The 22,493-nt window shown below is 34.5% G+C and carries 19 protein-coding genes and 1 tRNA gene; 11 read left to right on the forward strand and 9 right to left on the reverse strand.

Going from position 1 to position 22,493, the window contains the following annotated elements; all coding sequences use genetic code 11:
* Window positions 1-62: 62 nt before the first annotated feature.
* The 4 genes from clpX to ACNQGB_RS00925 form a co-directional block, all read right to left on the reverse strand.
* The gene (gene clpX, locus ACNQGB_RS00910; RefSeq protein WP_417943487.1) at window positions 63-1,295 is read right to left on the reverse strand and encodes an ATP-dependent Clp protease ATP-binding subunit ClpX; all 1,233 of its coding nucleotides are present in this window, start codon (window positions 1,293-1,295) and stop codon (window positions 63-65) included.
* A gap of 87 nt (window positions 1,296-1,382) precedes the next feature.
* Window positions 1,383-2,057 carry an ATP-dependent Clp endopeptidase proteolytic subunit ClpP gene (clpP, locus tag ACNQGB_RS00915; protein ID WP_417943486.1) on the reverse strand — a complete coding sequence of 225 codons (675 nt, stop codon included), beginning with the start codon at window positions 2,055-2,057 and terminating at the stop codon, window positions 1,383-1,385.
* Between the two features lie 408 nt (window positions 2,058-2,465).
* Complete coding sequence (locus ACNQGB_RS00920) at window positions 2,466-3,791, reverse strand: trigger factor (RefSeq protein ID WP_417943485.1); 1,326 nt, start codon at window positions 3,789-3,791, stop codon at window positions 2,466-2,468.
* Window positions 3,792-3,841: 50 nt separating this feature from the next.
* Entirely contained in the window at window positions 3,842-4,147 is a 306-nt protein-coding gene (locus ACNQGB_RS00925; RefSeq protein WP_417943484.1) for a hypothetical protein, read from the reverse strand.
* A gap of 95 nt (window positions 4,148-4,242) precedes the next feature.
* Here ACNQGB_RS00925 and ACNQGB_RS00930 point away from each other — a divergent pair, with 95 nt between their 5' ends.
* The 7 genes from ACNQGB_RS00930 (at window position 4,243) to ACNQGB_RS00960 (ending at window position 10,169) form a co-directional block, all read left to right on the forward strand.
* Window positions 4,243-5,952, forward strand: a complete 1,710-nt coding sequence (locus ACNQGB_RS00930) for a hypothetical protein (RefSeq protein WP_417943483.1) — start codon at window positions 4,243-4,245, stop codon at window positions 5,950-5,952.
* Between the two features lie 235 nt (window positions 5,953-6,187).
* Window positions 6,188-7,258: a type I restriction endonuclease gene (locus ACNQGB_RS00935; RefSeq protein WP_417943482.1), complete on the forward strand. Its 1,071-nt coding sequence runs from the start codon at window positions 6,188-6,190 to the stop codon at window positions 7,256-7,258.
* A 156-nt stretch (window positions 7,259-7,414) separates the two neighbouring features.
* Window positions 7,415-7,675, forward strand: coding sequence for a hypothetical protein (locus ACNQGB_RS00940; protein ID WP_417943481.1), 261 nt, complete (start codon window positions 7,415-7,417; stop codon window positions 7,673-7,675).
* Window positions 7,676-7,759: 84 nt separating this feature from the next.
* On the forward strand, window positions 7,760-8,044 hold the full coding sequence (locus ACNQGB_RS00945) for a hypothetical protein (RefSeq protein WP_417943480.1): 285 nt from the start codon (window positions 7,760-7,762) through the stop codon (window positions 8,042-8,044).
* Between the two features lie 198 nt (window positions 8,045-8,242).
* A complete protein-coding gene (locus tag ACNQGB_RS00950) occupies window positions 8,243-8,518 on the forward strand; it encodes a DUF3781 domain-containing protein (protein ID WP_417943479.1) in 276 nt (91 codons plus the stop codon).
* Between the two features lie 287 nt (window positions 8,519-8,805).
* A complete protein-coding gene (locus ACNQGB_RS00955; protein WP_417943478.1) occupies window positions 8,806-9,192 on the forward strand; it encodes a hypothetical protein in 387 nt (128 codons plus the stop codon).
* A gap of 350 nt (window positions 9,193-9,542) precedes the next feature.
* Window positions 9,543-10,169, forward strand: coding sequence for a putative polyvalent protein kinase domain-containing protein (locus ACNQGB_RS00960; protein ID WP_417943477.1), 627 nt, complete (start codon window positions 9,543-9,545; stop codon window positions 10,167-10,169).
* Between the two features lie 467 nt (window positions 10,170-10,636).
* On the opposite strand, the gene ACNQGB_RS00965 is transcribed toward ACNQGB_RS00960, so the two are convergent.
* Window positions 10,637-12,181 (reverse strand): hypothetical protein, encoded by a 1,545-nt coding sequence (locus tag ACNQGB_RS00965; RefSeq protein ID WP_417943476.1) that lies wholly within the window; start codon window positions 12,179-12,181, stop codon window positions 10,637-10,639.
* A gap of 294 nt (window positions 12,182-12,475) precedes the next feature.
* On the opposite strand from ACNQGB_RS00965, the gene ACNQGB_RS00970 reads away from it, so the two are divergent.
* Together ACNQGB_RS00970 and ACNQGB_RS00975 are read left to right on the forward strand one after the other, a co-directional pair.
* Window positions 12,476-12,874 (forward strand): NUDIX hydrolase, encoded by a 399-nt coding sequence (locus tag ACNQGB_RS00970; protein ID WP_417943475.1) that lies wholly within the window; start codon window positions 12,476-12,478, stop codon window positions 12,872-12,874.
* Window positions 12,875-12,971: 97 nt separating this feature from the next.
* Window positions 12,972-14,423: a flavin-containing monooxygenase gene (locus tag ACNQGB_RS00975; protein WP_417947314.1), complete on the forward strand. Its 1,452-nt coding sequence runs from the start codon at window positions 12,972-12,974 to the stop codon at window positions 14,421-14,423.
* A gap of 244 nt (window positions 14,424-14,667) precedes the next feature.
* On the opposite strand, the gene ACNQGB_RS00980 is transcribed toward ACNQGB_RS00975, so the two are convergent.
* A tRNA-Glu gene (locus ACNQGB_RS00980) sits at window positions 14,668-14,739 on the reverse strand.
* 280 nt (window positions 14,740-15,019) lie between these two features.
* Between ACNQGB_RS00980 and ACNQGB_RS00985 the strand changes: the two genes are divergently transcribed.
* Both ACNQGB_RS00985 and ACNQGB_RS00990 read left to right on the forward strand, forming a co-directional pair.
* Complete coding sequence (locus ACNQGB_RS00985; RefSeq protein ID WP_417947312.1) at window positions 15,020-15,391, forward strand: hypothetical protein; 372 nt, start codon at window positions 15,020-15,022, stop codon at window positions 15,389-15,391.
* A 76-nt stretch (window positions 15,392-15,467) separates the two neighbouring features.
* Window positions 15,468-15,647, forward strand: a complete 180-nt coding sequence (locus ACNQGB_RS00990) for a hypothetical protein (protein WP_417947310.1) — start codon at window positions 15,468-15,470, stop codon at window positions 15,645-15,647.
* A 397-nt stretch (window positions 15,648-16,044) separates the two neighbouring features.
* On the opposite strand, the gene ACNQGB_RS00995 is transcribed toward ACNQGB_RS00990, so the two are convergent.
* The 3 genes from ACNQGB_RS00995 to ACNQGB_RS01005 all read right to left on the reverse strand — a co-directional run bounded on the left by ACNQGB_RS00995 (window position 16,045) and on the right by ACNQGB_RS01005 (window position 22,436).
* A complete protein-coding gene (locus ACNQGB_RS00995; RefSeq protein WP_472777046.1) occupies window positions 16,045-18,786 on the reverse strand; it encodes a multicopper oxidase domain-containing protein in 2,742 nt (913 codons plus the stop codon).
* 212 nt (window positions 18,787-18,998) lie between these two features.
* Window positions 18,999-19,874 carry a DUF2911 domain-containing protein gene (locus ACNQGB_RS01000; RefSeq protein ID WP_417947555.1) on the reverse strand — a complete coding sequence of 292 codons (876 nt, stop codon included), beginning with the start codon at window positions 19,872-19,874 and terminating at the stop codon, window positions 18,999-19,001.
* Window positions 19,875-19,898: 24 nt separating this feature from the next.
* Window positions 19,899-22,436: a heavy metal translocating P-type ATPase gene (locus ACNQGB_RS01005; protein WP_472777047.1), complete on the reverse strand. Its 2,538-nt coding sequence runs from the start codon at window positions 22,434-22,436 to the stop codon at window positions 19,899-19,901.
* Between the last annotated feature and the right edge of the window lie 57 nt (window positions 22,437-22,493).

Here is a 22,493-nt window from a genome sequence, read left to right on the forward strand (position 1 = left end):
ATAAAGCTCAAAAACGGATGTTTTTGAGCTTTATTTTGATATTTATTGAACCTCCAAATTACTTATGACGCAATCTCCAATCGCTTCAATAAATTTTTATTCAATGTTTCTTTAGCGTAATCTGCATCAATTTCTAATATTTTATCGTCAGAACTTGGTAATTCATACATCGCATCCGTTAAAATAGCTTCGCATAACGAACGTAATCCACGCGCACCAAGTTTATATTCTAAGGCTTTATCAACAATAAAATCAAGGGCTTCGTCTGTGATGGTAAAAGTTACTTCATCCATCAAAAACAATTTCTCATATTGCTTGATCAACGCATTTTTAGGCACTGTTAAAATAGAACGTAATGTAGCTCTGTCTAAAGGATCCATGTGTGTCAATACTGGCAAACGACCAATAATCTCAGGGATTAATCCAAAATCTTTGATGTCTTTTGGGATAATGTATTGCAACAAATTGTCTTTATCGATATTATCTGTATTCTTAGAAGTAGAATACCCTACTGCCTGACGGTTCAATCTTTTTGAAATGATTCTTTCGATACCATCAAAAGCGCCACCAGCAATAAACAAGATATTTTGCGTGTTTACTTCAACGAATTTTTGGTCCGGGTGCTTGCGTCCTCCTTTTGGTGGCACATTTACAACGGTTCCTTCTAACAATTTCAATAATGCTTGTTGCACCCCTTCGCCAGATACATCACGAGTTATAGACGGATTGTCGCTCTTACGTGCAATTTTATCTATTTCGTCAATAAATACGATGCCGCGTTCTGCTTTGGCCACATCATAATCGGCAGCTTGTAACAAACGTGTCAAAATACTCTCGACATCTTCTCCTACATAACCTGCTTCTGTTAAAACTGTCGCATCAACAATAGCTAACGGCACATCCAACATTTTGGCAATGGTTTTAGCCACCAATGTTTTTCCTGTTCCTGTTTGTCCCACCATGATGATGTTGCTTTTTTCGATCTCCACCTCATCGTCTAGCTGCTGTTGCATCAAACGTTTGTAGTGATTGTACACCGCAACCGACATTACTTTTTTAGTTTGGTCTTGTCCAATTACATATTGGTCTAAGAACGCTCTGATTTCTTTTGGTTTTTTCAAAATCAAATCACCCACTAGTTTTGAACTACCGGATGTTTTTAATTCTTCCAAGACAATTCCGTGTGCCTGCTCGATGCATTTATCACAAATGTGAGCATCAATTCCTGCAATTAATAAATTAGTTTCTGGCTTTTTTCTACCACAAAACGAACATTCTAATTTTTCTTTCGCCATTCTTTTTAGTCTAAAGTCATAAAGTCATAAGGTCGAAAGTTACTAGCATTGCTTTTGACTTTCGACCCTCGACTTTCGACTGTATTTTTATCCTCTTCTTAAAACCTCATCAATCATTCCGTATTCTTTAGCTTCATCTGCTTTCATCCAGTAATCACGCTCAGAGTCTTTGTGCACTTTGTCGAAAGTTTGTCCAGAATGGTGCGAAATAATATTGTACAACTCGTCTTTCAGTTTCAACATTTCGCGCAAGTTAATTTCCATATCAGTTGCAACTCCTTGCGCTCCGCCAGATGGCTGGTGAATCATTACTCTTGAATGGGGCAAAGCCGAACGTTTTCCTGCTGCTCCTGCACACAACAATACCGCTCCCATAGAAGCCGCCATTCCTGTACAAATTGTAGCAACATCTGGCTTGATGTATTGCATCGTATCATAAATTCCTAATCCTGCATAAACACTTCCTCCTGGAGAATTCAAGTAAATTTGAATATCCTTAGACGCATCTGCACTTTCTAGGAACAACAATTGTGCTTGAACGATATTTGCAATTTGGTCATCGATTCCAGTTCCTAGAAAAATAATACGGTCCATCATTAATCTAGAAAAAACGTCTAATTGCGAAATATTCAATTGGCGTTCTTCAATAATATATGGAGTCATATTGGTTGGGTTCATTGCCGCTACGATTTTGTCGTAGTACATGGCATTTACCCCTTGGTGCTTTGTAGCAAATTTTTTAAATTCTTTACCGTAGTTCATATTTTTTTGTTCTAAGTTTTACGTTATATCTTGTGATTCCATTTAGTGCAAAGGTCATACCTATTTCTAAATGATGTCAATATGTCTTATTTTTTAGCCCAGATTGTAACGGAAAGCTTTTTGAATTCCGTTTTTTAGTTTTTTTATTCTTGCAAAGCGACTGAAAGAAGCTCTTGCAGGGATTTAAAAAACAGAAACGGAAGAAAAAACTTGTAGTGAAAAGCTGGATTAGCTCCTAAAAACACTAAAAAATAAAAGAGCGTCAAAATTAATTTTCTGACGCTCAAATATACTTATTTTTTATTGTTTTGCATTTGTAATAAAATCTTAAAATTTGAAACAACTAACGAAATTGTTTTCCGTTTTTTCAACTTTTGACTTTATGACATTTGACTTTACGACTCGAATTTATTCTCCGTAAGAGGCAGCAATAAATTCATCGTAAGTAACTTCTTTCGTTGTAGGATTTGCTTTTTCTTTGAACAATTCCAATAATTTCTCTGCGACCACTTGGTCCGAAAGTCTTTTTACTTCGTCTTGATTCGACAAAACTCTAGCAACAATTCCTTGTACTTCTGCGTCAGTAGGATTTGTTTGTCCGAATTGCGCCATTTGCTGACGGATGTTTTTTGTAGTGAAGGTTTTCAAATCTTCAAACGTGATTTTGATATCAGACTGCGCCATAGCTCTACCTTCGATCAATTGAAAACGCAATCCTTTCTCAGAACGAGCGTATTCTACCTCAGCTTCCTCAGGAGATAATTTTTTCTCACCAACAGTTTGCAACCATTTTTTAAGGAATTCAGCTGGTAAGTCAAATTTGGTGCTTTCAATTAAGAACTCAGTAACATCACCTAATAATTTTTGGTCTGCTTGCTGTGCAAATTGAGATTCAGCATCTTCTTTAATTTTTGCTTTCAATTCATCTACAGTAGCAATAGTTCCAGCACCAAACAATTTGTCAAACAATTCTTGGTTCAATTCAGCCAATTCAGCAGTGTTGATTGCTTCGATGGTGAAATTTACATCCACTTCTAAACCGTGAACGTCATCATGATTTACTTTCATCACATCCATCAATTGGTGGTCGTCTTCAAATAAACCTTTTGTATTTACAGTCACTACATCACCTACTTTTTTACCGATGAACAAGTCAAAAGTCGCTTTGTCCTTGAAAAGATCAGCAGCAATAGTGGTTGCGTTATTAATTCCTTTTTCTTCGTTAGAGAATGTTCCAGTTACATCTGAATCTGCAGCAACAACCTCTTGAGGAATGGCAGTTCCAAATTGCTTTTGGATTCTTGCTACCTGTCCGTCGATTAATTTATCATCAGCAGTAACCACATATTTCACGATATCGTTTTTAGCTTCTAAGTCTAAAGTGAAGTTAGGAACCAAACCAATTTCATATTCAAAAACCAATTCTTCAGCACTCCAATCAAAGTTTTCATTCACTTTAAGCAGCGGAGTTCCAAGCAAGTTTAAACGCTCCGATTGTACAAAACGCTCTAGCGCCAAGTCTACTACTTTTTGAACTTCTTCTTGTTTGATCGCTTTTCCGTATTGTTTTTCAACAAGATCTTTAGGCACAGCACCTTTACGGAATCCTTTTACGGTTGCCAAAGGCATTTTTTCGTTTATTCTTTTTGCTACTTGACCTTTGTAATCCATCTGAACTACAGTCATTACAATCGTCTCGTTTACAGCGTCTATTGCTACTCTTTTGATATCCATCTTCTTCTTTACTTTACATTATAATTTCGGTCTGCAAAATTATAAAATTTTTACAAGCCAACCAAGTTTTTTACACCCGAACCTTTTACATCGCATTCCATATGATTCTGACCCCAAAAACCTAAAATATTTGGTTTGTTTGGGCGTGCCGCACCTGCGTTTCTCTGCGGTGCGTCAGGCTGTTCGTTCCCGCTTTTTACCGCCAGCCAAAAAAAGGCTGTCCATAAAAGAGCTCCACTGCCATCCTTCACGCGGATCGTGAGATTCAAAAACAGGAAGTGCCTTTGACAGTTTGTAAGAAAAAATTTTAATATATTTGAAAACAGATAAAACGAAATAAAATAGGGTAAAGCCAACAGAAATTGTTTTTGTAAGCGCTACTTTGTAGCGGGCATGTAGAAGTTACCTGATACGCTCTAAAAAATCGTTGTAAAAGAAACCAAAATCAAATATGGATAATAGAGTGCCAAAAGTAATTAAAGATTTTGTAAAGCCAAAAGAGTCAGAAGACATCGATGGATATTCTTATTTAGCCTTTGAAAATTGGATAAACGAAAAAGATTATCTTAACAACGATTGGATATTAATTGCAAAAATTGACCATTCAAGAAAAAATGAAGATTTAACAACTATTAGTTGTTTTGCGTCTCCGCCGAATGAAAAAACCAAAAGAAAATTATTCAAAAGAAATGATTGGGAAATAAGTACCGAATTTGGAATTCCATATATTGACGGAAATGTGGATAACGAATGGGACTTTGAAGAGAATGTAAAATATAAAATTAAAAGTCTTACTCTTAAACCATTCGTTATTTATAGACATTTTCATTCCTACATTCCTAGTAGATTTGAACTAATACAACATTTCATACTTTACTATCAAGCCTTTTGGGTTGAAGAGAAACAAGAATTTCAAACTATTGAAACAAATGGAAATGTAAACACTATTGCAAAACATCAAAGTAAAACAGAAGATTTTGAAGCAATTTATGTTAACACAATATATTTGAGAAACTATCTAGCACTGACTAATTCATATTTAATAAGATTTCACGATCATAGAAGAAAGTTTGAAAAAAAAATGCCATTTGAAAGTAAAGACGTTTCTTTCAAAAATGATAGTTGCTCATATAACATAGAAGTTTACAATGAAAGTTTTCTTGAAAATTTTAAAAGTTATTCAAGGCTTTCAGGTAAAGACATCATAAAACCTTTCGAGAAACCAACTGATAAATTTAGTTTTAAAAAACTTGAAACTGATTATGAAAGCTTTATCTATGAAATTACTGAAAATGGAGAAAACATTGAATATTCTTGTAATAAGAAACTTTTAAGTAGCTATTTTAAAGATACCGGGGCTCCTAATTTCTTAACTCCAATTTATTTCACTAAATCTGTATTATTAAAATATTATTCTGAACCTAAAAAATATACAGTTTCTTCACATAAATTTACTTGTTTAAATCTTTGGGGAATAGATCTAGATATAACAGAAGAAGGTTTAGTTCAAGTTTGGCTTGGAGATTTAGGTAGTTTGCCTAAAAACGAACAATTACATTGGAAACAATATAATGTTCCTCCAAGAGGAACAATTTCCAGTCATAGATTTGAAAGAGATTTTGAGGCAAAATTTTCATCACCAACAGTAGACCAATCTCCGATTTCTCATCTTATGAATGAATATGAAGAACTAAATACATCTATCAAAGAGAAATTTTCAGAAGTACTGTTTTTAGAACTTACAAAAAATGATAACCATTATTTAAAGATATTAAGGATTCCATTAACACCAGAATGGAAGGAATTTGACGAACAAATTCAAATTTTAGCAAAAATATTTTGCGACTCACTAAACGTAAAATTATTAGAAAAAATATCGAGTAAAAAAATTGACAATAAAGAAATAAAAGGCTCTATTTCTTTGCTTTATGTAACACTCGAAGCAATCGGTATTGAAAGGGATAATATAAATTTGACAATTGAGGCTTTACAGGCAATTCAATCAATACGCTCAACTGGCTCAGCTCATAGAAAAGGAGAGAAATTTGAACAAAGTTTAGAAAAATATAAACTTAATAATTTGAGTAATGAAAATAAAATAAAACAACTTACAATAAAATTATATAAAGGCTTAAAATCAATTACTGTCGCCTTAAAATAATGAGTAGTCAAAATTGAGAAAACGAATTAAATAAAAGCACATCAGGTAAGAGCTACTACAACGGATTTGGGCAATTGGCTTAATGGAAAGTTGGTTTTGTATTTGGAAGATTTGGCAAATCCGAAAACAGGACTTAATTTAATGCCAAAATTCTTATAGGAAGGAGATGTTCGTGATAACCAAAACAAAAATATTGCTGAAAAAATATAAATTCAAAACAAAAACACCAAAACCAATGGAAGATTTAAAATTAAAATTGCAACAATTACATGAAAGAGTTGATTCGTTAAAAGACCAAATAAATACCGAAGAAGCTACAAAAAATGCTTTTGTAATGCCTTTTATTCAAATTCTTGGCTACGATATTTTTAATCCCACAGAGGTAATTCCTGAATTTGTTTGTGACATTGGAACTAAAAAAGGAGAGAAAATAGATTATGTAATTAAACGAGATGGAGAACCAATTTTAATAATTGAATGTAAAAACTGGAAAGAAAATGTTGATGCACATAATTCCCAACTTCATAGATATTATCACGTTTCAAAATCACGTTTTGGAGTTTTAACAAACGGACATATTTATAATTTTTACGCAGATTTAGAGAAACCAAATATAATGGATGAAAAGCCATTTTTTACTTTAGACATTTCAAACTTAAAAGATACAAGCTTAAAAATTTTAGAAAATTTTTCTAAAAAAGGGTATAATCTTGAAGAAATTTTAGATTCAGCAGAAGGATTAAAATATATAAAAGCAATTAGAAATGAATTTGAAAAGGAAATACAAGAACCTTCAGACGAAATAGTTAAGCTTTTAGTAAATAAATTTTTCAATAAACCTTTAACAGCTCCAAGATTAGCAACGTTCAAAGAATATACTAAAAAAGCATTTTCCAATTCCATTAATGAATCAATAAACTTTAGATTGAAAAATGCTTTAAATATAACTGAAACTGTTCCATCAAAAACTGCTGAAAAAATTACAGCAATTGACGAAAATATCGAAACGCCAAAATTCATAACAACAGAAGAAGAAATTGAAGGTTCTCAAATAATCAAAGCAATCTTAAGAGAAATTTTGCCAGCTTCAAGAATTGCATTTCGAGATACACAATCGTATTTTGGAATTTTATTAGATGATAATAATCGAAAACCTATTTGTCGTTTGCATTTTAATTCATCAAATAAATACATTGAGCTATTCAATAATGGAAAAGATAATGGAGAGAAAAAACAAATATCTTCTATAGACGAACTTTATAATTATAAAGCTGAATTATTGGCAACAATAAAAAACTACGAATAAAATGCAAAACCCCCGCTAGCGCTAGCATCCCGCTCGTGACCATAAACAAGAGTTAAAAAAAAGAACAAATTTCATAAGTGACACGAGCGGGACGCCCGTGCTAGCAGCGACCCAACAAAAGCAGACAAAAAATATTAATTAAAAAATTATTAGATAATGAAAAGTGAATGGATTGCAAAATACGAAGAAACCGAAATTAAAATAACCAATAATTGGTTTAGTGGTGAAAAACTTTATGTAAATAATGAATTGCAAGATGAACAATTAAGTTTTATCACACCCAGTAATATGACCGGTAATCTAATTAACAATAAAGGAGAAAAGCTGAATATCAAAACCAATATTTCAGGTTTCTTTTCTGTAAGCTGTAGATTATTTATTGACAACCGAAAAGTAGCATTAAAACAAACTAAATAGAAAGAAGTATGGGCACGATCGGGACGCTCGCGCTAGCGGTGAAGCTCAAAACCCAATTGTTTATCCATTATTCAAAATTAGGAAATGAAGTTAAAAAATATTAGCCTTTTTGCTTTTTTAATATTTAGCATAAATGGTTATGCTGAAGGTCAAAGTGGACTAGGAACATTTATATTGATTTCCTACATGATTTGTATTGGCATATATACTTTTGTAGGCGGCATTTTCATAAAACTCTTTTTTAAAATGATTAAGTTGTGTTTCAAAAATCAAACGCATTGGTCAATTTTTATAGCTTTCGTTGCTTCGTTATTGGCAGCGGCAATTTTCGATAATAATTTCTTATTTATATTTTGGGGCAGTAATTAAGAAAAACACCAGCTCCAGCTGTCTTGCGCGAGCGTCACGCTCGTGCCCATTAACAAGAGCGTGAAAATCAACATGTAAAAAAGTTATGAAAGGGACACTCGCTTCAGCAGCGCTCTAACAAAAGCAGACGAAAAATATTAATCTATAAAATATTCAATAATGAAAAGTGAATGAATTGCAAAATACTAAGAAACCGAAATGGAAAACTATAAGAAAAACATTTTAGATCAAATTTGCTACACAGAACTTGTTTATGGCAGAATAAATAATAAACTAAACCTAGAACTCTCAAATAACAAAATTAAAGAGATGATTTTTGCAATTATCAACGAAACTGATGAAACAGAATTTCAAAAGACAGGGAAAAATATTTACATCACAAACAACAAAAGAAATATTAGACTGACAATTAATTCCTTTACTAACAGAATAATTACTGCCGACAAACTAAATAGAAAAACAACGAGCCGCTAACAATTTTTACCATTGATTTAGAAAAAGGCTAATGAGAATTTGGTTTTGTATTTGGAAAATTTGCTTCGCCTGTTCGCTTTCGCTCGGGTGGCAAATCCGCAAATAGAGTTTAATTTAATCCCAAACCCGCTTCATTACCAGAACGTTGACAGTAAATTTCCATAACTGCAAAAAAGATAAATCCAAAGATGTTGAAATCAAAGTTTAAATTTAGAGCATTAAGCATCCCTATTCTAATTATATCCTTAACAACTATTTCAATAGTTATTTTAACAGAAAATTTGCCAATGAGAATTGAACAAATTAGATGGATTGATGTTTATATGTCTATTTTATTTTTGTTTACTTGGATCTACCTTCAATTTGGCATATTCAGAACTCAAATAATAGAAATTACAATAGAAAATAAACAAATCGAAAAGAAAAATTACCTAGGAATTAAGGAAAAATATGACTTTCAATATTTTGATGGTTTTCAAACTTCAATTGTAAATTCTAAATCTGGAAATTTTGAATATTTATATTTAGTAAAAGACAATCAGAAAATAATAAAGATATCTGCAGCATATCATAAAAACTACTCAGAGCTAAAAGATAAAATTTCGATTAATTTGAAAGATTTAGGCAGAATTCAATTCAGTTATTTTAACGAGTATAAAGAAGTGTTTAAATAACAAAACTAACGCCAATAGGGGTATTTTGCTTGCGGGCGAATTAAGAAAATGAAACTCCAGTTAAACGGAACCGTTCACTGGCAGGAACTATATACTTTTCGTAAAGTTTAGAGAAAGAATATTAAGAGGACGTAGTGTCCTCTTTTTTATGCGGTAAAATCAAGATGGTTTTGCGTGTGTTCCTTTACTTGTGCATATAAATTTCCTTAGTCCTAATTTTAGATTTTATAGGAACTAGAACTTTGGCTACAGCCAAGACACCTTTCGACCGCGGTTATCTTGAAAGATGTAACGATCGACGACTTTTCAATAATTAAAAAGTTTGTTTATATTTGTTGATGCAAAATCATTTGAAACATGAACTACACAATGTCCTTTCAGGAAAGAGCCAAATTAGGTATGGAACAACTATCCAATCAGTCGCCAGTTACCTTAACGATGGCGCGCAAACAAGCACAATCATTGAAGACGAAAAGCACATCAAAAAACAAGAAACAAAGAAATTAGAAAGCTATATTTCTGATAATAATCTTTGGATAGATATTGATTTAACTCAATATGTTAGTGAAGGCGCAGAGCAAAAAGTATATTTAAAAGATACAGAAAATGTACTTAAGTTGAATGACAGTATTTATTACAATTCTTGGAAAGATTATTTACACAATTTATTGCTTCACAATTATTTCTTTCCAGATACAGCATACGATTTGATTGGCTTTACTAAAGATAATGAGATTTTATATGCGGTTGTTCAACAATCTTATGTTTCAATAACTGCTAAAACAGATTTGAAGCAAGTCAAAGAATTTTTAACTTTAAATGGTTTTGAAAATAATCGTAACAATGATTATATCAATCGAGAAATCGGAATTATTTTAGAAGATTTACATGATGAAAATGTTTTGACAAGAAATGAAGTTTTATATTTCATAGATACCGTTTTTTACTTAACCGAAGCGTTTTGGATTAAATATTAAAAACAGCCTCTAAACAGCTAGACTTCGTTATGTTCGCTGCGACGAACAAACATCCAAACAATAGCGAACCGACAAAGTAATGAAATTCCTGATGAATCCTCTGCAGCGGACAAGCTGAAACCAGCAAATATCAGCTCCTATGGAGTTATCGTTAAGTTTTGAGAGAGAATTTCAAGAGGATGTAGTGTCCTCTTTTTTTATGTGGTAAAATTTAGATGGTTTTGCGTGTGTTCCGTTACTTTTGCATATAAATTTCATTAATCCTAATTTTAGATTTTATAGGAACTAGAACTTTGGCTACAGCCAAAGTAACAAGCAGTTCGCTCTAGCTGATCAAAAGCCGCTATCTGCTTTAAATTGAACATTTTACAAAAATAGACAGTTAGGGAAAAGAATTCGAATACGTTTTATAAAAAGCAAAAGGGGAATGTTTTACCACTCCCCTTTTACAAACTACAAATTTAAAACTAGTTGGTTATTGTTATTGTTCCCGTCATCATACCGTGAAATTCACAGTTGTAATATAAGGTATTTGGTGCGTTTGAAGGCACCACGATTTTTACCATTCCACTTACTGCTCCATTACCCGTAACGCCTGAATTGTACGCATTGGCAGTTCCCGTACCTTGAACCGTATTAATGTAGAAAGGGTGTCCCGGTACATTCACATTAAAAGTATACGTACCGCCTCTTCTTAAAGTTAAATTTGGATTACTGGCGTTCGTTAATCCTTCACCATTAAAAATATAAGATGAAGAACCGCTATTAGTAACCGTGTATGTTTTTGTTTCAACCGTTCCAGCACCGCCTCCAACACTTGAACCAATATTTCCTTGTGCCACAATAGTCGCCATATTAGCGTCGCTCAAGTGTGCATTTACGTAAGCAGCTAATGTTAAGAACTGCGTGTACGTTACTGCTGCGCCACCTACTAAGGTTGCTATTTGTGTTTTACTAATTCCGGTAGTCCCATTTACTGGATTCAAACCCGCAATGATATTTCCACCCATAGCTACATTGCTTTCATGTATGTGCGCTGGATGACTCGCACCTGCCGTTGTTCCTATCAGTTTAATGGTTACTAATGTAGTTAGGTTTACACGCTCTGCAAATTCTACAGTACCACTAATTCCTGCAACGTCTTTTTGAGCTAATGCATAGCTTACTTTTTTACCTGTTAACTCATTTTGGCCAATATCGCCTTGAGCAACAAGAGAAGCTAAATTAGTAGTACTTTGATGAAAATTAATGTAGCCGTTAAAGGTTAGTAATTGGTCGTAACCAAAAGCAGTTCCGTTATCTAGTTTAGATACGTTTGTAACGCTTAATCCTGTACCACCGGTTACTGGTTTGAAAGAAAACACAACTCCACCACCTTGAGCTGCTGTATTGGCATGAATATGGCCTGGGTGTGAAGCACCATTTGTAGTATTTTGCAATTGTACAACTGCTAATGCTTCTCCGTTTACTCTTTTAAAGAAAGTAGCAGTTCCTGAAATTGCTGGAACAGCAACGCTTCCCAAAGGATATACCTTAGAAACTCCCGTAAGTTGATTCTGTCCTATGTCTCCTTGTGCAACAAGTGTGGCTAAGCTACTTGCACTTAAATGAACATTAATATACCCATCAAAATTAAGGAGTTCTTGATAAGTAATTTTTGTGCCATTATCTAGTGCACTAAATACTGTAGTACTTTTTCCAGTCGCACCGTCAACTGCTCTTAATGTAAGTGTAATATCACCACCTTCAGCAGCGGTATTCAAATGAATGTGTGCTGGATGTGAAGCTCCTGCAACAGTATTTTTTAATTCTAATTCTACGCTTAGTGTTGCATCACTTTTTTCAATAATGGTAGCCGTTCCTGTTACGCCAGAAGTTCCTACCGCGCCCAATTGATAGACTTTGGAATTAACTACAGTTGGAGCCGGAGCATCATCTCCATTGTCACAAGCAACAAAAAATAGAGAAATCCCCATTACCAATAGCAATAATTTTACTTTAAGATGTTTCATATTGTTTAATTTTTTAGATTTAAGGTTAAACAAATGTATAAATTTTTTTCTAAACTTGGTTAAAAATTTTTAAAAAAAAATCAATTAAAACATTGATTTTTAAAGTTCTGTATGTAAATAAACCCATAATTGGATCCAGAATGCAAAATTACAAGTTGAATTATACTGCCATAAAAACAAGATCGTATATTGTAAAAAATAGCTAGGTTCGCTATATTGTTGGATTTTTAGCAACAGCTGCAACCAAATATCAAGAAACAGACATCACATTTTAATTATTAAAAATTGTTCTACATGAAATCAATTGATAAACTAGCCTGGATAGCCTTGCAGAACAAATCAATACTGTCTACAAAAAGTTTTGGAAAAGACAAATTTTACATTCCAGGAGGAAAACGGGAGAACGATGAAACAGATGCTCAAGCACTTGTAAGAGAAATTCAAGAAGAGCTGACCGTACAACTTGATCCAAACAGCTTGCAGTACATGGGTGTTTTTGAAGCCCAAGCACACGGTCATCCTGAAGGAGTGCTAGTAAAAATGACCTGCTATGCGGCAACTTATGAGGGAACGCTTCAGGCAAGTTTTGAAATTGAATCACTACATTGGCTAAATTATGCCGACAGAGATAAAATTTCAGCAGTAGATCAATTGATTTTTGACTACCTCAAGCAAATGCAATTGTTAGACTAATGCGCACAAGCGTAGTACTATATTTTCAATTTAAATGTACTATTAGTTTGTTGAATCTATTTTGTATTTTGCACCAAATCAAATACTAAAACTTATCATGCACAACACGCATATTGATATTATCATAATTGGCGCTGGTCTTTCGGGAATTGGAGCTGCCTGTCATTTGTCCCGTAAAAATCCTTCTAAAAGTTATGTTATTCTAGAAGCAAGAGCCGAATTGGGTGGTACGTGGAGCTTGTTTCAATATCCTGGAATCCGATCAGATTCAGATATGTACACCTTTGGTTATTCCTTTAAAACGTGGGAAGACCAAAAATCATTTGCTGATGGTCCTTCTATTTTAAAATACATCAATGAAGCAGCAGACGAATATCACGTTAAAGACCGCATCATTTATGAACAAAAGGCGCTTTCCTATAATTTTGATTCGAAAGAAAAAATTTGGACCATCACTACTTTAAATTTGGCTACAGCCAAAGAAAATATATTTACCTGTAATTTTATTTTCAGTTGTAGTGGGTATTACAATTATGATAAAGGGTATACGCCCACATTTAAAAATCAATCGCAGTTTGAAGGTGAAATAATACATCCGCAACACTGGCCAAAAGAACTGGCTGTTAACAATAAAAACGTAGTAATCATAGGTAGTGGCGCAACTGCAGTTACTATTTTGCCAGAACTTGCTAATCAAGGTGCGCAAGTAGTTATGTTACAACGCTCGCCTACCTACATTGCCGCTTTACCGAACCATGATAAAATTGCTGCACGAATCAAACGAATTTTCAGCAAAAAACTAGCCTATCGATTGATTCGGTATAAAAATATTTTTTATGCTATAGTCTTTTTTAACCTCTGCAAGTTCTTTCCTGAGGCAATGAAAAATTTTATTATCAAAGGAGCCAAAAAAGGATTAGGCGACTTTCCGGTAGATCCTCATTTTGTTCCGAATTATAATCCTTGGGAACAACGTTTTTGTATAGCCCCAAATGGCGATTTTTTTAGAGCCATCCGTAAAGGCAAAGCAACGGTCGTGACCGATCATATTGAGCGATTTAGTGCAAATGGTATTGTATTAGAATCTGGCAAAACTCTTGCGGCAGATATTATTATTACCGCGACTGGATTAGATTTAATTCCTTTTGGAGGCGTTACTATTCAATTAGATTCGAAACCTTTTGACTTAGCCAGTTCCTTTGTTTACAAAGGCTTAATGATCAGTAATTTACCAAACTTTTTTATTTTTGTAGGGTATACTAATGCCTCTTGGACATTGAAAAGTGATTTAACAAGCGAATACATTTCACGCATGTTATTTTATCTAGAAAAACACCAATATAAAGCAGTGCAAGCTAAAGTTGTGGAGACTAATTTGCAGCCAGTACCGCTATTGAACCTCAACTCTGGCTATATACTGAGAGCGGCTAAAACATTACCGAGTCAAGGAAACAAAGCACCTTGGCGCGTGTATCAAAACTATATTTTGGATTATAAAATGCTCCGAATAGATTCGATACAAGATAAACGATTGGATTTTTTTAAGTAGTAATTTTTGATATTTTTCAAATTTACATACTGTTTGTAAAAAAGTTTAAGTAATATTTCAAAATCGGTTATTAAAAATCTCGGCTCTACTCGATTAGACAAAATTGATTATACCGAAGAAAAAAACTCAATTTCCAAAAATCAGGTACAAAAAAGCCCTGAAAAATATGACTTTTCAGGGCTTAGTTATTAAGTGAATTTCTACAACAATAAGCTCTAAAAACAGAATTATATTATTGTAATTGTAGCCCGTAGCGGAATCGAACCGCTCTTACATGGATGAAAACCATGCGTCCTAACCGATAGACGAACGGGCCTCCTTTTTTATTTCGGGTACAAAAATAGAATTATTTACAAAACGTACCAAGCCAAACAAACAAAACTTCAAAAAAAAACAGCCCAAATTATATTTGATATTTGTAATCCACTCAAGACTAACTGTTACCAATATCAAGTTTTTTTTTAAATAGGCTCATTTTTTAAAGAATAAAGCTAAAGTTTCATGCGAAGGTGCCGCTTGTGAACAAAAAGAATAAAAAAAGTCCTTAATTCACAGTTCCTTTTGTATTTTTGAAATTATAATTCAAATTAAATAGATTGAGTAAGCATTTAAAATATCTCATTTCGCTCTTTCTGGCCTTTGGTCTGATGGTGAATGATGGTACTTTAAATTCTTCATCAAATTCAGCAGCGTATTATCAATTCTCGAATGCAGTCCTAAAAAGTGAATTAAACTATAAGGGTTCGAAGTTATACGCATTCAATCAGATCAATTCTTCTGAAAAAACCACATTCTTATTTCAGTTAGCTTTCCTGAAGTTTAAAGATATTTATTGTTTTCAAATTAAGGCGCTTCTAAAATTACAAACGCTGCTTTATCAAAAAGTAAGTTCATTTACAGCACAACACATCTTTATAAATGAGATGATTACTTCCCGAAATTCCTCTAAAAATTTATACAAAGCCTAGAAATTTATTTCTACGCATTTATGCAATTCCATGCATAAAGATGATACCAAATGTCTAATCATTTATCATTTACAAAATGTATAAACACAAAACTAAAACCCGTTTGGAGGAATCTAAACGCCCTATTCATTGGGCAAAAAGAAAAATCATGCTAATCATTACTGCCTTTATGATCGGAATGTCAAACGGAATGAACGTGGGAGACCATACTATTAACGGAAATCAAAATCACACGGAACAACATAAAAAAGATTAATTTGATTGTGTCTTACTGTTTTACAGCAGTAAGACACATAACAAAATTTTAGGATGATTTTTCCAGTTACAACTTCAACACTTTTAACCAAATAATAGGGCTATTTTTTTTTTGATTTTTTTTTCAAATCAATTAAGGAGTCCTGCCCAAAATCATTTTCTTTTTCTATACCTATGAGCGGCTGCTAATACTAACAGTCCTAAAACTATTATTGAAAACCACCAAAAAACATGAATCCCCATATACATGTAGGATGCCATGTGCATTTCTCCATTTTCTTTATTTAACATAATTTTCTATTTTAAAGGTTATAGGCTTTCTTCATGACTCCACAGAGGTCAGTTTATAATTTACTCCGAATCAGTGAGTCAATAGATAAACATTTCACTCTGTGAATTTAATAATTCACATTCAGCCCAAAACCTAATCCCATATCACTGTCATAATGCGTTGTAATCCCGAAATTTTTAGTTAAAATATAACGCAATCCAGCCATGTATTCTTTATCGGTATTCCACATCAAATTCATGCGCAATCTTTTGGAAACCGGAATATCCATACGTTCGAATTGCAATCTGAAATTCCCGTCGGTGTACACTTCGGCTTGCGCTTTGATAAGCATTGGCAACGTATATTCTACACCGGCACTAAAAACGGCTCGCTTATCCTTTGTACTGCTTTGACCAAAAAGATTCTCTTCTATTTCTCCCATTTCCATTTTTCGGTACCTCCAATCAAAACCAATAAACGGCATTAACCATTGCATTTTCCCAATGTATCTCCCAATATGCGTTTCGGTTTCATACCCGTGATGATTGGTATATCCCAAACGCCATTCAGTACCGATACTCCAACGTGTGTTGCTAAACATTACCATTCCATCATTACCGTTGGTTGCAAAATCATTTTCGCCCATAAAATGAAATTTACGATCTTCAGCAAACAATTTACGCTGGGCTAATTTTGGATTTGGAATCAAAGGATTGGGTTCTTGATTTTCATAACTAAAAACCCGACCCATTCCCGCCATCATGTGATAAAGAATGTGACAATGAAAAAACCAATCACCTTTTACATTCGCATTAAATTCAATGGTATCGGTTTCCATTGGCATAATGTCGATGATGTTTTTCAGTGGTGCGTATTCTTCTTGACCGTTCAACACTCTAAAATCGTGTCCATGCAAGTGCATGGGATGGCGCATCATCGAACCGTTGAAGAGTACAATTCGAACATTCTCTCCTTTTTTAATTAAAATTTTATCCGCTTCAGAAACTACTTTATTGTCCAAACTCCAAACATAGCGATTCATGTTTCCGGATAATTCAAAACGCAATTCTTTTACTGGTGCGTCTTTCGGTAACGTTGTTTTAGTTGGCGATTTCAGCATCGCATAATTCAAGGTGGTTATATCTGAAAGTGCGTTACTGTCATAATCGGCTTCGGTCATTTTCATGTTGTCCATTTTTGCAGCAGAATCATCCATTTTCATATCTCCCTTTTTATGCGCAGCATGATCCATTTGAGCAACAGGTTTTGGCGTGGACTCCATTTTCATTTTGCCCATGTTGTGTTTAGAATGATCCATCCCAGATTTACTTTTAATGCTTCCTTCCTTCGGTAAAGCTCCAGTAATTTCAGGATACATCACCACATTCATATCCATTTGGTTCAGCGACATTTGCATGCCCATATCATCTAAATCGCCATTCATTTTCATCATTCCATTCATCATTTTCATGCCTTCAAAATACTTTAACTTAGGCATAGGTTCAATGAGTTGCTTGATACCATCGCCTAAATATATCGAGGCCGATTTAGTACGATCCTCTGAAGTTGCTAAAAACTCATAGGCGGTTTTCTCAGCAGGAATAGTGACAACAACATCATACGTTTCAGAAACTGCAACTAGTAATCGATCTACTTCAACCGGTTCCACATCATTTCCATCACTAGCTACGACGGTAATTTTTCCGCCAGCATATCGCAACCAAAAATAAGTAGAAGCCCCACCATTAGAAATCTTCAATCGTACTTTATCACCAGCCTTAAACTTACGTGCCCCAAAATCATCTACGGATAAAGGAGGTGCAGAAAATCCTTCTATTTGACTTTCATTTTTTCCGTTGATTAGGAATTTATTATAGTAAATATCACTTACATCCATAGCGGTCATACGTTTCCATTCGTTAGTGACTTTTGTCTTAAAATGTCCCGCTCTAATAGCTTCGGCATAACTTTGCGTAGTTCCTTTTTGAATGGCAAACCAATCGGTAGCATTGTGTAGCATTCGATGCACATTTTCTGGTTTCATATCGGTCCATTCACTGAGAATAATAGGAATGGTTGGCAAATCATCGATTCCTTTTCTGAAAGTTGGATCCTCGTTTCTCTTATTCATAATGAAAGAACCATACATCCCAATTTGCTCCTGTAATCCTGTGTGACTATGGTACCAGTGGGTTCCGTGCTGAATAATTGGAAAGGTATATTTATGTGTGGTACCCGGCTTGATGGGCATTTGAGTAAGATTTGGAACACCATCTTCTTTATTAGGCAAAAACAAGCCGTGCCAGTGCAGCGACGTATCTTCATTTAATTCGTTGTGTACATAAATTTCGGCAACATCGCCTTCGGTAAAGGTGAGCGTTGGCATCGGAATTTGTCCGTTTACAGCAATAGCTCTTTTGGGTTTATCCCCAAACGTGACAATCGTATCTCGAACATAAAGATCATAGCGAACGGTTCTTGGAGGAACACTTTTAAGGCGTAAAGTAGTAGGTGCTACTGTGGGTGTTTTATTCTCTACCGCAACAGGATTATGATTTTTATGCAAATTTTCAGTTTCTTTCGCGACCTCAACACCATTTGTCTGCGCTGTCCCTGTTTTCTTAACGACTGCTTTTGGAGCTTGTTTTTGCACTACGGTTTTTCTAGTAGGTTTTGCTTTTTCCTTGACTAAATCCATACCGCACTTGGGACATTTTCCGGGTTTACTGACATGGATTTCAGGATGCATCACGCAAGTATAAGTAGCAGATTGCGTCTCTTTTTTGGCGTGATCCATACCTTTCATATTCTGAGCAGTGAGCAAAGTTGGGAACATGGCGAAGACAAAAATTAAAAGTAAATTTTTCATTTCATTATTTTTTTTAATATCGAATACATTATATCAATCCGTTTAGCCATCCAAATTAGAATCTCTGCGTGACCTATCGCATTATTTATTTTAAAAAGCTATTTGATACTTTTCTCTTCTTCACTACTAATTATAGGTCATTACACAATTTAACATCCCAAATTAATTATTGATAGTGCTGACTTTAAGAAGCTAGAAGAGGAATTCTAATTTTATTTGTTGTTTTTTAGAATTAATTCCCATTCATCAATTTTCGCTTTCAATTTTTCAGCACCTTTCATTTTTTTAAGTACTGTGATTGCTATAGCCTTTTTAGAAGCTTCAATCGCCATTGGATAATCTTTTAGATCTGCAGCTAATTTTTGTCTCAAATTTGGATAATAAAAATTCTCTGGATCCAATTTCTCTGCCTCTAAAAGCCATGTTTTTGCTTGAGGGGCATCTCTATTCGTTATCGAATAATAGTTTGCGGCCTGAAATAATAATTTATGATCCTGACTTTTTTTCTGAATTAAGTAGGTGTCAATTAATGCCATAGTATCCGCATCGGCTTTACTTTTCAAAGAAATCTTAACCATCGTATTCTCCCAAAGTATTTTCAAGAAACCTTCTCCTTTGCTATTGATGTCGTTTATTTCGATTGTAAAAGTTTCATAAAAATTTTGAATATGATCTACAGGCACTTTAAAACGAAAAATATCCTTTTTTTCATCGTAACCATTTTCACCGTGCAAAGTAGTATCTGAATTAACAATGATAATCCACTCCGTACTTGAAGGAATGGTAAACAAGGAATAACTACCCGCTTTTAATGTAGTATCCCCAAAAACAATATCTTCATCAGTGGTTAGTGTGGTACAATCACTTGCACCAGTTCGCCAAAGTTTATCAAATGGCACTAATTCTCCAAATATTTTTCGGCTGCGAGCCAAAGGTCTACTATAAGCAATTTTGATTGTTGCACTTCCCAATTCCTGTTGCAATGAAGCAGATGGACTTGTAGAAGTTAATTTTATTTGAACTTTTTCCTGAGCAGAAAGAGCCGCTATATTAAAAAATAAAAGGCCTATTAAAAGTAATTGTCTCATATGGTATTATTGTTATTAATTATTTTAAAGTTTTAAACTACGTAATCGAAGCGCATTTGCAATTACAGAAACAGAACTAAATGACATTGCCAAAGCTGCAATCATTGGCGAAAGCAAGACACCAAAAAAAGGATACAAAACGCCAGCGGCAATGGGAATTCCCAACACATTATAGAAAAAGGCAAAAAATAAATTCTGTTTGATATTACGCATTACTGCATGACTCAAATTCTTAGCTTTTACAATCCCTTGCAAATCGCCTTTCACTAACGTGATTTTCGCACTTTCAATGGCCACATCTGTTCCGGTTCCCATCGCAATTCCTACATCGGCTTGCGCCAAAGCTGGAGCATCATTGATTCCGTCGCCTGCCATGGCTACAATTTTCCCTTCGGCTTGCAATCTTTTTATTTCTTTTAATTTGTCTTCTGGCAAACATCCCGCTTTATAGGAACTCAAATGCAGTTCTTGAGCGACCGCTTTTGCCGTATTTTCATTGTCGCCTGTCAACATGATTACCTCAACACCTTGACGTATTAATTCTTTTATGGCTTCGACACTTGTTGCTTTTATGGCATCTGTAATAGACACAAACCCAACGGCAATTCCGTCAACTGAAATATAAGAAACCGTTTTTCCGAGTTTTTGTTCGGCTATAATTTGATTTTCTAATTCATCCGAAACCTTTGCACCCACTTGCTCCATCAATTTTTTATTTCCAAGAGCCACTTTTTTATTGGTTACCGTTCCAACGACTCCTTTCCCTGAAATAGCTTCAAAGTCCTTGACATCGATTAAGGAAACTTTTTTCGCTTTCGCAAAATTGACTACGGCTTGCGCCAAAGGATGTTCGCTGTACTGATTTAAAGAAGCAATGCTTTGCAATAAAGAATCTTCGTCATTATTAGTAGCGAATACTTTCTCTACAGAAGGTTTTCCTTCGGTGATAGTTCCTGTTTTATCGGTAATCAGAACATTTACTTTGTTCATATTTTCAAGTGCTTCTGCGTTTTTTATCAAAACTCCAGATTGTGCTCCTTTCCCAACACCAACCATAACCGACATGGGTGTAGCCAATCCCAAAGCACAAGGACACGCAATTATCAATACCGCAATGGCATTAATAAATCCATAAACCATAGCAGGTTCCGGTCCAAATTGTGCCCAAACAAAAAAGGTTACTACAGAAACTATAACTACAATTGGCACAAAATATTTAGCAATACTATCCGCTAGCTTTTGAATGGGCGCTCTGGAACGACTCGCATCATTTACCATCTTAACGATTTGCGAAAGCAAAGTTTCTGAACCTACTTTTTCGGCAATCATAACAAAGGACTTATTCCCGTTTATGGTTCCCGCTATTACGGGATCATCGCTTTTTTTATCAACAGGAATAGGTTCTCCCGAAATCATCGATTCATCTATCGTACTTTCTCCATCGGTAATTTTCCCATCCACAGGAATTTTATCTCCGGGTTTGACACGTAGTAGATCTCCCTTTTTGATATCATGAATCGAAATTACTTTATCAGCTCCGTCGAGGACCAAAGTGGCTTCGGTTGGTGCTAATTTCAACAATTCTTTTATCGCTCCACTAGTTTGACTGTGTGCTCTGGCTTCTAAAAGTTGTCCTAATAAAACTAACGTTAATATCACCGTTGTTGCTTCAAAATAGAGTGAAACCGTTCCGTTATGAGTTTTGAATTCATCGGGAAAAACATCAGGAAAAAACATCCCAACTAAACTAAATAAAAATGCCACTCCCGTACCAATTCCGATAAGGGTAAACATATTGAGATTCCAAGTAATAATAGATTTATAAGCCCGAATGAAAAACATCCAACACGCATAAAAAACTACTGGAAGCGATAAAATTAACTGTACCCAATTCCATTTTGAAGCGTCCATTATTTTCATTAATGGATTATTAGGAATCATATCTGACATAGCAATTATGAACACCGGAACCGTAAAAACTACTGCGATTTTCATTTTACGCACCAAGTCATTATATACCTTATTTTCTTCACTTTCGGTTGGTTCCATTGGCACTAAATCCATTCCGCATATAGGACAAGAACCAGGACCTTCTTGTACAACTTCAGGATGCATAGGACAAGTGTATACCGTTTTACTGTTAGGTAACGCCGCTTCTTTGACCAAATCCATACCGCAAACGGGGCAATCTCCCGGTTTATCATAAACCTTTTCTCCCTCGCAATGCATCGGACAATAGTATTTTCCGGGCGCATTATCGGGTAAAATTACTGTTGGTTTCTCTTGTGGTTTATTCGAACTGCAACAAGATTTTACTGGAAGTTCATTTGATGTTTCTGAGATAGTATCTGCAGGAGATTCCATAGAAATGGTGTACTTGCCAGCTTTAGAAAGCGTTTCTTGTAATTGAGCTAATGGTATATGATCTTTCATTAGTAAAGTAGCAATTGGTGGATCTAGAGAAACCACTGCTTCAATCCCTTCAATAGAATTTAATGCTTTTTCAACTGATGAACGACAGCCATTACAAGTCATTCCAGTAATAGTGTAGGTATGCTTCATTTTAGTATGTTTTTAATCAACCTTACCGCGATATACAAAGCAAGGTTGATTATAGAT

Source organism: Flavobacterium frigidum (genome assembly GCF_048286795.2).

Excerpts from the sequence above, each read along its gene's own strand:
- clpX (WP_417943487.1), bottom strand. The coding sequence starts at position 1,295 with ATGGCGAAAGAAAAATTAGAATGTTCGTTTTGTGGTAGAAAAAAGCCA.
- clpP (WP_417943486.1), bottom strand. The coding sequence starts at position 2,057 with ATGAACTACGGTAAAGAATTTAAAAAATTTGCTACAAAGCACCAAGGG.
- ACNQGB_RS00920 (WP_417943485.1), bottom strand. The coding sequence starts at position 3,791 with ATGGATATCAAAAGAGTAGCAATAGACGCTGTAAACGAGACGATTGTA.
- ACNQGB_RS00930 (WP_417943483.1), top strand. The coding sequence starts at position 4,243 with ATGGATAATAGAGTGCCAAAAGTAATTAAAGATTTTGTAAAGCCAAAA.
- ACNQGB_RS00935 (WP_417943482.1), top strand. The coding sequence starts at position 6,188 with ATGGAAGATTTAAAATTAAAATTGCAACAATTACATGAAAGAGTTGAT.
- ACNQGB_RS00940 (WP_417943481.1), top strand. The coding sequence starts at position 7,415 with ATGAAAAGTGAATGGATTGCAAAATACGAAGAAACCGAAATTAAAATA.
- ACNQGB_RS00945 (WP_417943480.1), top strand. The coding sequence starts at position 7,760 with ATGAAGTTAAAAAATATTAGCCTTTTTGCTTTTTTAATATTTAGCATA.
- ACNQGB_RS00950 (WP_417943479.1), top strand. The coding sequence starts at position 8,243 with ATGGAAAACTATAAGAAAAACATTTTAGATCAAATTTGCTACACAGAA.
- ACNQGB_RS00955 (WP_417943478.1), top strand. The coding sequence starts at position 8,806 with ATGAGAATTGAACAAATTAGATGGATTGATGTTTATATGTCTATTTTA.
- ACNQGB_RS00965 (WP_417943476.1), bottom strand. The coding sequence starts at position 12,181 with ATGAAACATCTTAAAGTAAAATTATTGCTATTGGTAATGGGGATTTCT.
- ACNQGB_RS00970 (WP_417943475.1), top strand. The coding sequence starts at position 12,476 with ATGAAATCAATTGATAAACTAGCCTGGATAGCCTTGCAGAACAAATCA.
- ACNQGB_RS00975 (WP_417947314.1), top strand. The coding sequence starts at position 12,972 with ATGCACAACACGCATATTGATATTATCATAATTGGCGCTGGTCTTTCG.
- ACNQGB_RS00990 (WP_417947310.1), top strand. The coding sequence starts at position 15,468 with ATGTATAAACACAAAACTAAAACCCGTTTGGAGGAATCTAAACGCCCT.
- ACNQGB_RS00995 (WP_472777046.1), bottom strand. The coding sequence starts at position 18,786 with ATGAAAAATTTACTTTTAATTTTTGTCTTCGCCATGTTCCCAACTTTG.
- ACNQGB_RS01000 (WP_417947555.1), bottom strand. The coding sequence starts at position 19,874 with ATGAGACAATTACTTTTAATAGGCCTTTTATTTTTTAATATAGCGGCT.
- ACNQGB_RS01005 (WP_472777047.1), bottom strand. The coding sequence starts at position 22,436 with ATGAAGCATACCTACACTATTACTGGAATGACTTGTAATGGCTGTCGT.